This window comes from Arthrobacter sp. lap29 (assembly GCF_032458965.1).
Classification (GTDB): Bacteria; Actinomycetota; Actinomycetes; order Actinomycetales; family Micrococcaceae; genus Specibacter; species Specibacter psychrochitiniphilus.
On the sequence record NZ_JAUCEK010000004.1, the window covers coordinates 175,659 to 191,147 of the forward strand.

15 protein-coding genes and 1 riboswitch are annotated in these 15,489 nt (G+C 61.5%); of the genes, 12 read left to right on the forward strand and 3 right to left on the reverse strand.

Going from position 1 to position 15,489, the window contains the following annotated elements; all coding sequences use genetic code 11:
* The first annotated feature begins 120 nt into the window (after positions 1-120).
* The 4 genes from RY113_RS08475 to RY113_RS08490 all read left to right on the forward strand — a co-directional run bounded on the left by RY113_RS08475 (position 121) and on the right by RY113_RS08490 (position 3,588).
* The gene (locus tag RY113_RS08475; RefSeq protein ID WP_146212968.1) at positions 121-1,410 is read left to right on the forward strand and encodes a sensor histidine kinase; all 1,290 of its coding nucleotides are present in this window, start codon (positions 121-123) and stop codon (positions 1,408-1,410) included.
* A complete protein-coding gene (locus RY113_RS08480) occupies positions 1,407-2,066 on the forward strand; it encodes a response regulator transcription factor (protein ID WP_110104694.1) in 660 nt (219 codons plus the stop codon). The genes RY113_RS08475 and RY113_RS08480 overlap by 4 nt, the downstream gene beginning before the upstream one ends.
* A gap of 134 nt (positions 2,067-2,200) precedes the next feature.
* The gene (locus RY113_RS08485) at positions 2,201-3,280 is read left to right on the forward strand and encodes a M4 family metallopeptidase (protein WP_315914222.1); all 1,080 of its coding nucleotides are present in this window, start codon (positions 2,201-2,203) and stop codon (positions 3,278-3,280) included.
* Positions 3,277-3,588, forward strand: a complete 312-nt coding sequence (locus RY113_RS08490) for a protealysin inhibitor emfourin (RefSeq protein WP_110104696.1) — start codon at positions 3,277-3,279, stop codon at positions 3,586-3,588. The genes RY113_RS08485 and RY113_RS08490 overlap by 4 nt, the downstream gene beginning before the upstream one ends.
* Before the next feature lie 99 nt (positions 3,589-3,687).
* On the opposite strand, the gene RY113_RS08495 is transcribed toward RY113_RS08490, so the two are convergent.
* Together RY113_RS08495 and glyA are read right to left on the reverse strand one after the other, a co-directional pair.
* Positions 3,688-4,563 (reverse strand): bifunctional methylenetetrahydrofolate dehydrogenase/methenyltetrahydrofolate cyclohydrolase, encoded by an 876-nt coding sequence (locus RY113_RS08495; RefSeq protein ID WP_373366671.1) that lies wholly within the window; start codon positions 4,561-4,563, stop codon positions 3,688-3,690.
* A gap of 2 nt (positions 4,564-4,565) precedes the next feature.
* A complete protein-coding gene (gene glyA / locus RY113_RS08500; protein ID WP_110104698.1) occupies positions 4,566-5,852 on the reverse strand; it encodes a serine hydroxymethyltransferase in 1,287 nt (428 codons plus the stop codon).
* A gap of 81 nt (positions 5,853-5,933) precedes the next feature.
* Positions 5,934-6,022, reverse strand: a riboswitch (ZMP/ZTP riboswitch).
* A 40-nt stretch (positions 6,023-6,062) separates the two neighbouring features.
* On the opposite strand from glyA, the gene purU reads away from it, so the two are divergent.
* Positions 6,063-6,944: a formyltetrahydrofolate deformylase gene (purU, locus tag RY113_RS08505; protein ID WP_245932013.1), complete on the forward strand. Its 882-nt coding sequence runs from the start codon at positions 6,063-6,065 to the stop codon at positions 6,942-6,944.
* 63 nt (positions 6,945-7,007) lie between these two features.
* Here the strand turns inward: purU and RY113_RS08510 are convergent, their stop codons facing one another.
* Positions 7,008-8,072 carry a YeiH family protein gene (locus tag RY113_RS08510; RefSeq protein WP_396334227.1) on the reverse strand — a complete coding sequence of 355 codons (1,065 nt, stop codon included), beginning with the start codon at positions 8,070-8,072 and terminating at the stop codon, positions 7,008-7,010.
* Between the two features lie 70 nt (positions 8,073-8,142).
* Here RY113_RS08510 and RY113_RS08515 point away from each other — a divergent pair, with 70 nt between their 5' ends.
* The 7 genes from RY113_RS08515 (at position 8,143) to RY113_RS08545 (ending at position 15,437) form a co-directional block, all read left to right on the forward strand.
* The gene (locus RY113_RS08515; protein ID WP_315914223.1) at positions 8,143-9,048 is read left to right on the forward strand and encodes a LysR family transcriptional regulator; all 906 of its coding nucleotides are present in this window, start codon (positions 8,143-8,145) and stop codon (positions 9,046-9,048) included.
* 37 nt (positions 9,049-9,085) lie between these two features.
* Positions 9,086-10,075 carry an aldo/keto reductase gene (locus tag RY113_RS08520; protein WP_315914224.1) on the forward strand — a complete coding sequence of 330 codons (990 nt, stop codon included), beginning with the start codon at positions 9,086-9,088 and terminating at the stop codon, positions 10,073-10,075.
* 48 nt (positions 10,076-10,123) lie between these two features.
* Positions 10,124-10,645, forward strand: coding sequence for a gamma carbonic anhydrase family protein (locus RY113_RS08525; RefSeq protein WP_315914225.1), 522 nt, complete (start codon positions 10,124-10,126; stop codon positions 10,643-10,645).
* 242 nt (positions 10,646-10,887) lie between these two features.
* Complete coding sequence (locus RY113_RS08530; RefSeq protein WP_110104703.1) at positions 10,888-12,075, forward strand: ROK family transcriptional regulator; 1,188 nt, start codon at positions 10,888-10,890, stop codon at positions 12,073-12,075.
* 182 nt (positions 12,076-12,257) lie between these two features.
* Complete coding sequence (locus RY113_RS08535) at positions 12,258-13,547, forward strand: ABC transporter substrate-binding protein (RefSeq protein WP_110104704.1); 1,290 nt, start codon at positions 12,258-12,260, stop codon at positions 13,545-13,547.
* 91 nt (positions 13,548-13,638) lie between these two features.
* Positions 13,639-14,544: a sugar ABC transporter permease gene (locus RY113_RS08540; RefSeq protein WP_315914226.1), complete on the forward strand. Its 906-nt coding sequence runs from the start codon at positions 13,639-13,641 to the stop codon at positions 14,542-14,544.
* Positions 14,544-15,437 carry a carbohydrate ABC transporter permease gene (locus tag RY113_RS08545; RefSeq protein ID WP_110104706.1) on the forward strand — a complete coding sequence of 298 codons (894 nt, stop codon included), beginning with the start codon at positions 14,544-14,546 and terminating at the stop codon, positions 15,435-15,437. The genes RY113_RS08540 and RY113_RS08545 overlap by 1 nt, the downstream gene beginning before the upstream one ends.
* Positions 15,438-15,489: the final 52 nt, after the last annotated feature.

Genomic DNA, 15,489 nt, shown 5'->3' on the forward strand with positions numbered 1-15,489 from the left:
CAGCGTGCCCACGCCCTTCCCGCACCGCGTCGGCCAGGGGAACCACAACCTGTCATACCTTCGTCGCATGAATGCCGTGTTTGGCTTGCTGCGCCCGCTGTGGCACGGAACACTGGTGGCATGGTCCAATCCCCCGCAGCCACCCGTCCACTGCCGCTGTTGCGGCGCTTGGGTGGCAGATTCATGAGTCTTGACGTGCGCAATATTGGCAACATCAAGATCGAGGATATGGCCCTGTCCGGTGGCTACTTTGCTATTTTTTGGCTCCTGGAGGCGGTCAACCTCACCGCTTTCGGCAGCCTCAAGGTCGAAGCTTTCGCGTCCGCTTGGCCAGCCATTGCCGTGCTGGGCTGCGCGGGTGTATTGTTCCGCAGGACCTCCCCCACTGCCATGGCATGGATGTGTGGCACCGCAGCCGTGGGCTTGCTCCTGGCTGGTCAGGCCGGGGCGTTTTTGCTGATGTTCGAGCTCTTCTTCTCCTTGGTCCTCTTTGGGACTGCACGGGCCTCAGCGCTTGCATCACACGCCGCATGGGTTCTCTCCGCGCTATCTGTGGCGGGCGCCTTCGCTCTCTTCCGGGATGCCGGAATTGCCGTTGCCGCCGGCTTCATCGCCGTCCTCACTCTCCTGACCCCAGCGGAGTGGGCCGGGAACTTGCGCAAAGCCAATCAGCTTGCGGACAGTGAATCCGCCCGCGCCGATGCCGTCCAGGAGGCGTCCCGGCAACGCCTGCTGGCCGAACGCAACGCCCATGATTTAGCCCTGGAGCATGAAAGAGCGCATCTGGCGCGGGAGCTCCACGACGTCATCTCCGCCCGGCTCTGCGCCATTGCACTGCAGTCCGGGGCTGCGCTCCATGGCGCCCCAGAGGGATCGGGCCGCGTTCTCCTGCACCAAATCCGCGGTGAAAGTGTTGCCGGCCTGGAAGAACTGAACACCATGATCCGGCTCCTGCATACCAGAGAGGTTTCCGAGTCCCCGGGCAGGCTTGCTGATCTCGAATCTCTCACCGAGTCCCGCCGCGCTGCCGGGCTTGAGGTACATCTGGACAATGCCATGGACGACGGCGGACATCACCTACCGCTGTCCGTGCAGACCGCGGTGTACCGCATAGTGTCCGAGTCCCTAATCAACGCTGCCAAACATGCCCCGGGTCAGCCGGTGGATATTTCCCTTGCCGCCAGTGGTCCGGGGGAAGAGCTTGTGGTGAGCGTGCGGAACCTGCTTCCGAGTGATCCCAGCGGTGCCCCCACAGGAACAGGAACCGGCATCCCAAGCATGCATTTCCGTGCCACGCATGCCGGCGGAATGCTGAGAACCGGCCCCGAGGAGGAACACTGGGTGGTCCGTCTGCGGCTTCCGCACCAGCCCCAGGACAGCACCGATCCCAACGAAGGAGCGCGTGCATGAGCCTGCCCCGCTCCCCCGCCCCCATCACAGTGCTGATAGTTGATGACCACGCAGCCATCAGGCTCGGCATGCGCATGGTGGTAAACACTTCCCCGGACATGGAGGTAGTGGGCGAGGCCGGTGACGGTGCAACGGCACTTAGCATGGCACGGGCCCTGCGTCCGGACGTGGTGCTCATGGATTTGCGCATGCCCGGCATGGACGGCATCGAGGCCACCAAAACCATCACCGAGGAAAGGCTCGCCAGCGTCCTGGTGCTGACCACCTTTGACCACGACGCGCAACTATTTGGCGCGCTCCGGGCCGGTGCCTGCGGGTTCCTGCTCAAAACAGCCGAACCGGAAGCGATCACGGCAGCCATACGCCGGGTGCATGGTGGAGATCAGGTCATTGCCCCAGAGGTAACGGCCCGGATTGTGGCCGCAGCGTTGTCGGGCAAGCAGGCGCCGGTGCCGGATCCTGCCCCTGTTCCGGGCCTGGCGGAGCTGACGGAGCGCGAACGGGAGGTGTTTGCCGCCCTCGGCGAGGGCCTGAGCAACCACGTGATCGGGCGCCGTCTGGGAATCTCCGAGGCCACCGTAAAAACCCACGTCTCGCGGGTGCTCTCCAAGCTGGGCCTGGCGTCGCGGGTGCAGGCGGCGCTGCTGCACAAGTAGCAGCCCATCGCGCTCCCTTGCCGCCGGCCAACTTCGGGTCCATCATGGGGGAACGGAGCACAGAGGGCTCGCGCCTGGGTCAACAGGCACTGCGCCGCTCTCATGGGGCGGTTGCTGGGGAAAAGGAGAACGTCATGGGAGCAATAAGGAAACCCACCCGGTGCAGCATTGCGCCACCGGATTTGTTGGGCAGGTTAGCTGTGGAGGGAACACCTGAGCAGCGTGAAGCGGCCACCTGTGCACTGGCCACCTCCGCGGCCATGCGGTCCCAGCGGGCCGTGATGGGCCAGCTGGGCCGGCGGTTGAACATCCGCACCGGGTCCCTGGCAGGCGCCACCTTGGAGACGGGCGAACGGCTGAGCGTCTACGACAACCAGACACAAGGCCGGCAGTTCCTGCCCGGCGTTTTGGTGCGCGGCTGGGAGGCGCCTGCCGTGGTGGACACGTCAGTCAACCAGGCCTATGACGGCAGCAACGCCACCTATGAGTTCTACCGCGACCAGTTTGGCCGCAGCTCACTGGACGGGGTTGGCATGGAACTCGTCTCCACGGTCCACTACGGTGTCGGATTCGACAATGCTTTCTGGGACGGTTCGCAAATGGTGTATGGCGACGGCAGCGGGCGGATCTTCAAGATCGGCGCCCTGACCAGTGCCATCGACGTGATCGCCCACGAACTCACGCATGGTGTCACCGAGTTCACTGCCGGGCTCGTCTACAGCAAACAGTCGGGCGCACTGAATGAATCCTTCTCCGACGTTTTTGGTTCCCTGGTCAAGCAGCATAGCCTCAACCAGACGGCGGCAGAGGCCAGCTGGCTGATTGGCGAAGGAATCTTGGTCCCCGAACTGGGGGCGGCACTGCGTTCCATGATTCACCCCGGCACCGCCTACTCCGGGGACCGGCAGCCCGGGAACATGGCAGATTACGTGAACCTGCCGGACAACAACGATCCACGCAACGACAACGGTGGGGTGCACATCAACTCCGGCATTCCCAACCGTGCCTTCGCGCTGGCAGCAATTGCCTTGGGCGGACACGCCTGGGAAAAGGCCGGCCGGATCTGGTACGAGGTCCTGACTACCAGGCTGCGCCCCACTACACAATTTGATGCAGCCGCCCACGCCACCATTGATGTAGCGGGGATGATCTTCGGAGAGGCTGAGCAAGTTGCCGTCCACAACGCGTGGAAAGAAGTTGGAGTACTCTCATGAAATTGACCATCATCCGGGCCGGCGGCATTGCCGGAATCGTGGCCCGGACAGAGCTGGACCAGCAGGCCCTGCCGAAATCGGCGGCGAAGGACTTTGCCGGGGAAGTCAGCAGAGCTAGGCTCTCCGACCAGCCGCCACCTCCTCCCGATGTGCCAAGGCCCGACACCCAGTTATACGAACTCAATCTGGAATGGACTGGGCGCGAGGTCACGGCGCGCTATACGGATGACAGCCTCCCTGAGGACGTCCGGCTGCTCGTGGCCTGGGTGGACAGCCGTCCGGAGAGGGTGGAATCGATCGAGTTGTAATCCCGCGCCTAGTGCGCCACCGAGCCCTCCAACGCAGAAGGGAAGCTCCACGCCGGAACGTGCGTTCCGTCGTCGAGCTTCCCTTGGCAGCAACTACTCCTAGGCGCGCTCTGCGGCCTCCACTACGTTGGCCAGCAGCATGGCGCGGGTCATGGGACCCACACCTCCCGGGTTCGGGGAGATCCAGCTGGCTACCGAAGCAGCGCCGGGCTCCACGTCCCCGGTGACAACTGCCTTGCCGTTACCGTCATCTACGCGGGACACGCCAACGTCCAGGACAATGGCTCCAGGCTTCAAATCAGCGGCCTTGATCATGTGCGGGACACCGGCGGCGGCAACCACCACGTCAGCCTCGCGCAGCTCGGCAGCAAGGTCCTTGGTTCCCGTGTGCGCCAGAACCACTGTGGCGTTGATGTCGCGGCGGGTCAGCAGCAAGCCCATGGGCCGGCCAATGGTCACGCCGCGGCCAACAACCAGAACACGTTTGCCGTTCAGTGAAATGCCGTGGCGTTCCAGCAACACAATGCAGCCCTTGGGCGTGCATGGCAGCGGGGAGACCATGGGCCGGTTCACGTTCGCAACTAGGCGCCCCAAGTTCATGGGGTGCAGGCCGTCGGCGTCTTTGGCCGGGTCGATGGCTTCCAGCACCACGTCCTGATCAATATGGCCAGGCAGTGGCAACTGCACAATGTAACCGGTGCAGGAGGGGTCCTCGTTGAGCTGGCGGACCGCTGCCAGAACCTCGTCCTGGGTGGCTGTCTCGGGCAGGTCAATACGAATGGACTTGATGCCCACTTGCGCACAATCCTTGTGCTTTCCGCCCACGTACCACTGCGAGCCCGGATCCGAGCCAACAAGGATGGTACCCAGGCCCGGGGTGACCCCGCGTGCGGCGAGGGCCGCTACGCGTTCGGTCAGCTCGGCTTTGATGGCAGCGGCTGTGGCCTTGCCATCAAGAATCTGAGCAGTGGCCATTTTTACCATTCTTCCTGACCGGGGTACAGCGGGAAGTTCGCGGTGAGGGCCTTGACACGGGCGCTCAGTGCCTGAACATCGGCACCACCCTTGAGTGCTGAGGCGATGATCTCGCCAACTTCGGTGAACTCCGGTGCGCCAAAGCCACGGGTGGCCAGCGCCGGGGTGCCAATGCGCAGGCCGGAGGTGACCATCGGCGGGCGCGGGTCAAACGGAACAGCATTGCGGTTCACGGTGATGCCAACGCTGTGCAGGAGGTCCTCAGCCTGCTGGCCGTCCAGGACGGAGTTGCGCAGGTCAACCAGCACCAGGTGCACATCGGTGCCGCCAGTCAAAACGGAAACTCCTGCCTCGGCAACGTCAGGAGCGTTCAGGCGCTCAGCAATGATCTTTGCACCCTCCAAAACGCGGGCCTGGCGTTCGGCGAATTCTTCGCCTGCGGCAACCTTGAAAGCCACAGCCTTGGCGGCGATGACGTGCATGAGCGGGCCGCCCTGCTGTCCCGGGAAGACGGCGGAGTTGAGCTTCTTGGCCCATTCCTTCTTTGCAAGGATCACACCGGAGCGCGGACCGGAAAGGGTCTTGTGCACAGTGGAGGTGACCACGTCGGAGTACGGCACCGGGCTCGGGTGCAGGCCAGCGGCAACGAGTCCGGCGAAGTGAGCCATATCGGTCCACAGCAGGGCCCCCACTTCATCAGCGATGGAGCGGAAGGCTGCGAAGTCCAGCTGGCGCGGGTAAGCGGACCAGCCGGCGATGATGACCTGCGGCTTCTCGGCGATGGCCTGGGCGCGCAGCTTATCCATGTCAATGCGGAAGGTATCGGGCTCAACTTCGTACGCGGCAACTTCGTAGAGCTTGCCGGAGAAGTTCAGCTTCATGCCGTGTGTCAGGTGCCCGCCGTGAGCCAGGGACAGACCCATGATCTTATCCCCGGGCTTGATCATGGCAGCTAGCGCAGCGGCGTTCGCCTGGGCACCGGAGTGCGGCTGAACGTTGGCGTACTCGGCACCGAACAGGGCCTTCACACGCTCAATAGCCAGGTTCTCTGCCACGTCAACAGCTTCACAGCCGCCGTAGTAGCGCCGGCCCGGGTAACCCTCGGCGTACTTGTTGGTCAACACGGAGCCCTGGGCTTCAAGAACGGCGCGGGGTGCGAAGTTTTCGCTGGCGATCATTTCCAGCGTGTCACGCTGGCGGGCGAGCTCGTCCTTCAGAACGGCGGCAATCTCCGGGTCAAGCTCGGAGAGCGGGGCGTTGGTAACGGACTGGGTGGGTGAAAAAGACACTACAGACTCCTGAATTCTCAGCACGAAAAACTCTTCTTGAAAAGGTTATCGCCAAACACCGCGGTATTAGGCTTTTCGTGACCTTGCGTCCCAGGCGTACGATCGCATTGGTCTTGATTCGTGCTGCTCCCCGGTGGTGTCCCACCTCATCGCCAGTCGCAACTCCTCAATAGTAATACAGAGCCCCCATGGGACGGTAACGTTGGTAGGGTGACTGATTTAATTGCGCCCTCTTCGACTCCTGCCTCCACGCATGGCTACGTGCTGACCCTTTCTTGCGCTGACCAGCCCGGCATTGTCCATGCCGTTTCTGGTTCCCTCTTGGATGCTGGTTGTAATATCACCGACTCTCAGCAATACGGAAACCCGGATACTGGCACCTTTTTCATGCGTGTTGCGGTGGAAACTACGACGTCGTTTTCCAAGCTCCGCGAGCACCTCCAGATGGTGGCGGATCGCTTTGAGCTCAAGTGGACCCTGCACCGTGCCGGTGCCCCCATCCGCACCCTGATCATGGCATCCAAGGCAGCGCACTGCCTCAATGACCTGTTGTTCCTGCAGCGCTCAGGCACCCTTCCGGTTGAAATTCCGGCCATTGTCTCCAACCACAAGGACCTGGAACCGCTCGCCGAGTTCTACGGCATCCCCTTCTATTACATTCCCGTCACCCCCGAGACCAAGGCCAGCGCCGAGGAGGCTCTCCTCGAGCTGGTGGCCGAACTCGGTGTTGAACTTGTTGTTCTGGCCCGCTACATGCAGGTCCTTTCAGATGATCTCTGCCAGCGCCTGGCCGGCAAGGCCATCAACATCCACCACTCCTTCCTCCCCTCCTTCAAGGGCGCCAAGCCGTACCACCAGGCTCACGCGCGGGGGGTCAAGATCATTGGCGCCACGGCTCACTACGTCACGGCCGTGCTGGATGAGGGTCCCATCATTGAGCAGGAAGTTATCCGTGTAGACCACGGCCACTCGGTAGAGAAGTTCGTCTCCATGGGCCGCGCGGTGGAGGCTCGCACCTTGGCGCAGGCCGTCCAGTGGCACGCCGAACACCGGGTCCTGCTGGATGGTCACCGCACAGTGGTCTTCGACTGAGCCTTTGATCTGTCGCTCCCCGCAGCCCTCACTGCTGGCTGCGCGCTGTTCCAGAGGCCGGGATCAGGGGTGAACCAGCTCAATTCCCACCCAGGAGATACCGGTGACCAGCACGGTTGAGGCCGCGGCCAAGATGAACGGACGCGCGCCAACCTTGATCAGGCTGCGGATTTTAACCCCGCAGCCTAGGGCGAACATCGCTGCGGAGAGCAGGCTTGTTTGTAACAACGAGCCGGCATGTAGAACGTCCGCTGGTATTACCAGTGTGGAACGCAACAGGACCATGGCCAAGAATCCGAGAATAAACATCGGAACTATGGGGGGACGTTTTTCACCGGGTTTGCCATAACCGGCACGCCGTTGACGCACGCTGAGCACGGCCATAACCGGCGCCAGCATCAGTACCCGCGCCAATTTGACGATCACAGCAGCCCCCAGCGCCCCTCCCCCAATAATGCCTCCGGCAGCAACCACCTGGGCAATCTCATGGATTGAAGCTCCGGCCCACATGCCGTTGAGTTCCGCACTCATACCCAGCGCCTGCCCTAGCAGTGGGATGAAGGGAATCATGAGCGAGCCGAAGATGACCACCAGTGCCACCGCGGTGACAACATCCTCCTCCTCGGAGTCAACCACCCCCTCAGCCCCGGCCACGGCGGCTGCTCCACATATGGAGAAGCCGCAGGCAATGAGCAGCACCTGGGCCCGGCGCATCTTCAGCGCCGTGCCCAGCAACACCGTACCCAGAATGCCTCCAGCAACAATGGCAACAATGACAAGGAGCATCGGAGCGCCTAGCGCGAAGATGTCTGCGAGCGCCAACGCCAAGCCCAGGAACACGATGCCCCACCGGAGTAATTTCTTAGCTGAGAAGTCCAGCCCAGGCGCCAATACAGCCGGCAACCGGAGAGCGTTTGTCATGAGAATGCCCAGCACAATGGCGATGACGAGCGGACTGGCGCCGGAGAAGAGAGAATTTATGGCCATAGACACGGCTGCGGCCCCGGCACAAAGCGCTAATCCTGGCCCGTAGGACCTCACTAACGGCAGACGGGGCAGGAGCTTTCTTGTTTCAACAGTTGTTTGTGGGGCCCCAAGGTGGGCTTTAGTACGTGGAGTGGAGAACATATCTCCATGCTTTCAAGGACGGGGCAACCCCGGTAGACGGCACTTTCACATCACGCTATATGCTTTTGATATGAGCGATGACTGGCCGAATCTGCAAGTACTGGAACTCTTTGTTGCCGTGGTTGATACGGGCAGTGTGGGTGCAGGGGCGCGGAAGGCGGGTATGGCTCAGCCCAACGCCAGCCGTGCCGTGGCCGAGCTGGAAACCAGGCTCAAAACCTCCCTTCTAGAACGCAGCCCTCGGGGATCGGTTCCCACCGAGGCCGGCCTGGCTCTGGCTGATCATGCAAGGGAACTGCTGGATGCTGCCCAGAGTTTCACGGGCTGGCTGCGCTCCAGCCCCACTGGCGGGCGCGAAGACATCCGCGTGGGTGCCAGCATGACCATCGCCGAAACTCTCCTGCCGGCCTGGTTGGCGGAAGTCCGACGGCGCCGGCCAACCTTACGCGTTGACGTGCACGTGCTGAACTCTTCACAAGTACTCCATGAAGTCCAGCAAGGGGCCCTCCACGTGGGCTTCGTGGAGACTCCGAACGTCCCGGTGCGGGTCAATGCCATGGTGGTCCAAGAAGATCAGTTGCTGGTAGTGGTCCCGCCCAATCACCGCTGGGCCCACCACACCGGCAAAATCTCCTTGGCGGAATTAGCTCGCACACCCTTGGTTGTCAGGGAGCCCGGCTCGGGAACCCGCGAAGCGTTACAGGAGCTTTTTGCTGGCCTGCCCATGGCCGAGCCTGCGCAGGTGTTGGGCAGCAACGCAGCCGTCCGGGTGGCTGTCCTCTCCGGCGCCGGCCCCGCCGCCCTGAGCGCACTTGCACTTCACGAGCAGTTGGAGAGCGGGGCCCTACTGCGGGTCCCCTTTGAAGGCCAGGGCATCAGCCGCCCGCTGACAGCGGTGTGGTCCGGGGCGCAACGGCTTTTCGGAGCCGCAGCGGATCTTGTTGCCGTCGCCGCCGCCCAAGAAGGCCCGCACTGAATCCACTACTGAGGAATCCTATGGCTAGGCTGGTGGCATGCAAACACGTATTTTGGGAAGAACAAACCGCACCGTATCCGCCGTCGGGCTTGGGACATGGCAGCTGGGGGCAGATTGGGGCAATATCAGCGAGGCCGACGCCTTGGAGGTGCTTGGCGCTGGTGCCGATGCTGGCGTGAGCTTCTTTGACACCGCAGATGTCTACGGCGACGGCCGCAGCGAACAGGTGATTGGTAAATTTCTGCGCTCACGCGGACCGCAGCACGGCATCACTGTTGCCACCAAGATGGGCCGACGTATGGACCAGATTCCAGAAAACTATGTTTTGGCGAACTTCCGCGCATGGACGGACCGGTCCCGCAAGAATCTTGGCACGGACACCCTGGATCTGGTGCAGCTACATTGCCCTCCCACCGCGGTGGTGAGTTCGGATGAGATTTATGACGCGCTAGATACCCTCGTTGCCGAGGGCGCCATAGCCAGTTATGGGCTGAGCGTGGAAACCTGCCAGCAGGCTCTGGAGGCGATTGCCCGCCCCCACGTGGCCACCGTCCAAATCATCCTGAACGCGTTCCGGCTCAAGCCCCTCGAAGCAGTGCTGCCCTCCGCCCAGAAGGCTGGCGTGGGCATTATTGCGCGCGTGCCGCTGGCCAGCGGGCTACTGTCCGGAAAGTACACCGCCACCACCACATTCGCCGCCGACGACCACCGCAACTACAACCGCGACGGCAGTCATTTTGATGTGGGCGAAACCTTCTCCGGCGTTGACTATGCGCGGGGGCTTGAAGCAGCCACACGTTTTGCAGAACTCGCAGCCACGGCAGGGACCACCCCAGCACAGGCCGCGCTTGCCTGGGTGGCCCAGCTCGAGGGCGTATCTACGGTAATCCCTGGCGCCCGCTCCACGGACCAAGCCCAGGCCAATGCTGCTGCCGGATCCTTGCAACAGCTAGGCGCGGCCTTCAATACTGAGGTAGCCGCCATCTACAATTCATTACTACGAGCCGACATCCACCCACGCTGGTAACCCCCGGCCACTGAATAGTCACCACAACCCCCGAAGATTGGACAAATCATGAACCAACTCATTGCCCTTGACGGCAACACGCCCGACGTCCACGAAAGTGCCTTCGTGGCCCACACCGCCGTCATCATCGGGGCCGCATCGCTGGGCGCGGATTCCAGTGCGTTCTACGGTGTTGTGATGCGCGGGGATACCAACTCAATCACTGTGGGTGAGGGAACAAATCTGCAGGACAACGTGGTGTTGCACGCTGATCCTGGCTTTCCTACCAGCGTGGGCAATGGTGTCAGTGTGGGCCACAGCGCAGTGATCCACGGCTGCACGGTTGAGGACGACTGCCTCATCGGTATGAGCGCCACCATCATGAATGGTGCCATCATTGGTGCCGGATCACTTGTGGCAGGTGGAGCTGTGGTGCTTGAAGGCGCCATTATTCCGCCCGGCTCACTCGTAGCGGGGGTTCCTGCCAAGGTTCGCCGTGAGTTGAGCGCTGAAGAGCTCGAACATGTCCGTGAGAACGCACGTAACTATGCGGTATTGGCCCGCAAGCACAAGGCCCTCCAGAGCGAATAAGCGCACGCATGGCATCAGCACGTCTTGCACAAAACCAAACAAATTCCTGCACGTCGGGAACAAGAACGTGCCTAAACTCCCTGAATTGCAGACAGTGTGCGCCAAGAAAGCTGGCGCTGAATTACCCACTTATTCGCCCAAAAGCTCACGCTACACATTTGGGCTTAACGGTGAATCCTCAATCTCTGTGAATTGCGTTAATAAGTTGACCTCAAGAGCTTATGTGATGCACGCTACTATGTATGACTGACCATCTCCCCCTCACATCACCACAGGATCCCAAACCCGGCTCCCAGTCCGCGCTGCGGCATCGCAATGAACAGCTCATTGTCGCAACTCTGCGTGAGCTCGGTCCCCTCCCCCAGGCTGAGCTTGCTCGGACCACGGGTCTGTCCACAGCAACGGTCTCCAACATCGTCAAGTCCATGTGCGCAGAAGGGCTCGCCCACACCAGCCCTACCACCAGCTCGGGGCGACGCGCCCTGGCGGTTTCGCTGCTGGAGTCCCCCCACGTTGTTGTGGGCATTGATTTTGGCCGCAGCCACGTTCGGATCGTTCTAGCCAGCGCGGACCACCAGGTAAGAGCGGAAAAATCAGCACCCCTGCCAGTGGGGCATCTGGCCACCGAAAGCATCGCCACGGCCGCCACCATGCTGGCGGATGCCCTGGCGGAATCCGGAATCTCCCGCAGTGATGTCATGGGCGCTGGGATCGGGGTTCCGGGCCCCATTGACCACCGCACCGGAACCGTCATCCGTGGCGCCATCTTGCCCGAGTGGGTGGGCGTGAATATTGTGGCCCGTCTCGAAGAAGCCCTCGGCATGCCAGTATTTGCCGATAATGACGCAAACTTGGGCGCCCTGGCCCAAGTGACATGGGGTGAGCACAGCGCCGTCCGAGACCTAGTGTTCTTGAAGATCGGCAGCGGCATAGGTGCAGGCCTGATCCTCAACGGCGCCCCCTACTACGGACACACCGGCATCACCGGTGAAATTGGGCACGCCACCATCTTTGACCAAGGCCTGGTGTGCCGCTGCGGCAACCGCGGCTGCCTGGAAACCGTTGCCTCTACAGCGCTCATGATTGAACTCCTCAGCCGTGGGGAACCCCGCCCCCTCACCGTGCAGGACATCATTGCCCGCGCTACATCCGGGGATGCGGCGGCGCTTCGAGTCATTGACGACGCCGGCATGGCCGTGGGCCGGGCTGTGGCCAACGTGGCCAACATGATCAACCCGGAGATCATTGTGGTGGGCGGCCCACTCGCAGCCTTGGGCCACATCCTGCTCGATCCCATCCGGCGCGGACTGACAAGGCACGCCGTTCCCGCTATTGGCGAGGCAACCACCGTCGTCATGTCTTCCCTCGGCGATCGGGCCGAGGTGCTGGGTGCCGTTTCGCTGGCCCTAAACCACACCCGCAAGCACTAATACGCCCAAATAAGCACCAGCCAGCGCAGCATTCATGGTGGGAGGAGACAAAACGGGCTACTGTTACCAATCCGTTGCGTTAAATAATTGACTACAACAAGTGATGCAGGTAACTTTTGGGGAGCGGGTATTTAACCACCCACAAGATCATCATTTTCGAACAATTATTCACGGAGGAAAATATGCGACGTCGTCTATCGTTGCTTGCCGGAGTTGCAGCGCTGGGTCTGACCCTTGCAGGCTGCGGCGGAGGCGGCGACACACCCAGTGACAACGGCAACGCCAAGGATGCAACCGGCAAGGTTGGCGTCTTCACTTGGTGGGCTGATGGTTCTGAAAAGGCTGGCCTGGATGCCCTCGTTGGCGTGTTCAACAAGGACTTCCCGAACGTCACCTTTGACAACCTGGCTGTTGCTGGCGGCGCCGGTTCACAGGCTAAGAGCGTTCTGGCTGCCCAGTTGAAGGCTGGCAACCCGCCGGATTCCTTCCAGGCCCACGCAGGTGCCGAACTGCAGGACTACATCGATGCTGACCAGCTCGAAGACCTCAGCAGCTTCTACAAGGACAACGACCTTTCGTCGCAGTTCCCCAAGGACCTGGTTGACCGCCTGACCGTTGACGGCAAGATCTACTCCGTGCCCTCCAACATCCACCGCGCCAACGTGGTGTGGGCCAATGTTGAGGTCCTGAAGAAGGCCGGCATTGATCCGGAAAAGCCGGCTGAGAACCTTGACGGCTGGTTCGCAGACATGGACAAGATCAAAGCCACCGGGGTCATCCCGCTGGCAGTGGCTGGTTCCTGGACCCAGGTCCAGCTGTTTGAGAACGTCCTGCTCTCCAGCTTGGGTGTTGACGGCTACAACGGCCTCTGGGACGGAAAGACCGATTGGAAGAGCGCCGAAGTAACCACGGCCATCAAGGCCTACGAGAAGGCACTTTCCTACACCAACACAGACCGTGACTCACTTAGCGACTGGGCTCCGGCAACGCAGCTGGTCCAGGACGGCGCAGCGGCGTACAACGTCATGGGTGACTGGGCCGAAGCCAAGTTCGCTCAGGACGGCGATAAGTCCGGCGTCGATTACACCTACTTCCCTACCCCGGGAACCGCAGGCGTTTTTGACTTCCTGGCTGACTCCTTCACCCTCCCCAAGGGCGCCCCGAACCCGGCCGGCGCCAAGGCGTGGCTGACCACCATCGGCTCGGCTGAAGGCCAGACCGCGTTCAACAAGGTCAAGGGATCCATCCCGGCCAACACCACGGCAAAGACCGATGACTTCTCTGAGTACCAGAAGAGCGCCATCAAGGACTTCAGCCAGGACAAGATCGTTTCCTCCTTGGCTCACGGTGCAGCAGTGCCCGTTGCCTGGTTGAACGATCTGAGCACAGCTGTGAGCAAGTTTGGCGGCGACAAGAATGTTGATGGATTGCAGAGCTCCGCTGCAGCCATTGCGGCGAAGTTCGCCAAGTAATAACCACAGTGAGGTTGGGGGCGGCCGTGACTACCAAGTTGCGCCGCCCCCAAACCATGTGGTCCCGAATTTCTTCGGAAGGAGGCAAACTATGTTAAAGCGCGCAAAAACATGGGGCCCCAGCGTATTGCTGCTGGCCCCCACCATCATCCTCGTTGGCGTATTCGTCTACTGGCTCATCATTGAAAACTTCCGAGTCAGCCTGACCAACCAACACACCGCCAAACCGAGCAATAAGTATGTTGGTTTTGAGAACTACACCAACCTCTTGGCGGACCCCAACTTCCAGCACTCCCTATGGAACCTGCTGATCCTGACAGTTGTCTTCCTCGGCGGCACCCTCATTTTCGGCTTTTTGTGGGCCTGGATCCTGGAACAGCCGGCCAAGGGCGAAGGCTTCTTCCGCTCTGTCTACCTGTTCCCCATGTCAGTTTCCTTCATCGCCTCCGGCGTTGTGTGGCGCTGGCTGCTTTCCAGCCTGCAAACGTCCCAGCTTGGTGGTGAACGCACCACCGGCCTGAACCGCCTCTTGGACAGCGTGGGCCTGGGCGCCCTGCAAAACGACTGGTGGTCCAACCCCACCTGGGGTATCGCCGCTATTGCCGTCCCCGCCATCTGGCAGCTCTCCGGCTACGTCATGGCCCTTTTCTTGGCCGGTTTCCGCGGCATCCCGGACGAGCTGCGAGAAGCGGCCCGGATTGATGGCTGCACCGAATGGAAGCTGTACCGCCACGTGATCTTCCCGCAGTTGAGCCCCGTGATGCTCTCCGCCGTGATCATCATCGGCCACATGTCACTGAAGCTCTTTGACCTGATTCGCGCCATTGTTCCGGACGCCAACACCTACGACGTCCAGGTGCCCGCCACCATGATGTGGGTCAAATACATTGGCAGCGACTACGCCGATGCAGCAGCGATCGGAACCATCCTGTTGGTTCTGGTGGCCCTGGTTGTCATCCCCTACCTCTGGTACACCTCACGGATGGAGAAGCGCTAATGGCCACCGCCACAGTGAATAATAAAAACCGCGCGCGTTCCGCCCAGGACATGGCCTCCGACGCAAAACGCACCACCAAGCGCCGCATCAACCGGACCTTGAAGTACGCACTGCTGATCTTCTTCGTCATCATGGTCCTGCTGCCCGCCTATGTTTTGTTCATCACCAGTTTCAAGGGCACCGCCGACGCCGATCCCTCGCGCGCCTGGTACCTCCCCCAGGTGTGGGAAACAGGAGGCTGGGTCAAGGCCTGGACCACCCTGGCACCGTCACTGGGCCGCACCGTCATGCTGGTGGTCCCCTCCGCCATCATCTCCTCCTTCTTGGGCTCCATCAACGGCTATGTACTCTCCAAGTGGAAGTTCCCCGGGGCCAACATCATCTTCACGTTGATCTTGTTCGGCATGTTCATTCCGTACCAGGCCGTGATGATCCCGTTGACGCAGTTGGTCAGCGATCTCGGCGTTCCTCAGGGCATCCCGTCCCTGATGCTTTTGCACATTGTGTATGGCATCCCGATCTGTACGCTGATCTTCCGCAACTACTACGCCTCCGTGCCCGATGAACTGATCGAGGCCGCCCGCATGGATGGGGCCGGAATTCTACGCACTTATGGCTCAGTCATCTTGCCGGTGTCAGCGCCGGGCTTTGTGGTAGTGCTGATCTGGCAGTTCACGTCCGCCTGGAACGATTACCTCTTTGCCGCGTTCTTCTCCTCCGGCCGCAACGGCCCGGTCACGATCGCACTGTCCTTCCTGGCCGGCGGTCAGCTCACCGACTACGCCGCCTCCATGGCCGGGGCACTCATCGCCTCCGTCCCCACGCTCATTGTCTACATCCTGTTGGGCAAGTACTTTGTGGGCGGCCTGATGAGCGGTTCCGTCAAGGGCTAAACCAGCGTCCTGAGGCTGGCCAACAGCGAAAGGCCCCTCCCGCCGTCGTATA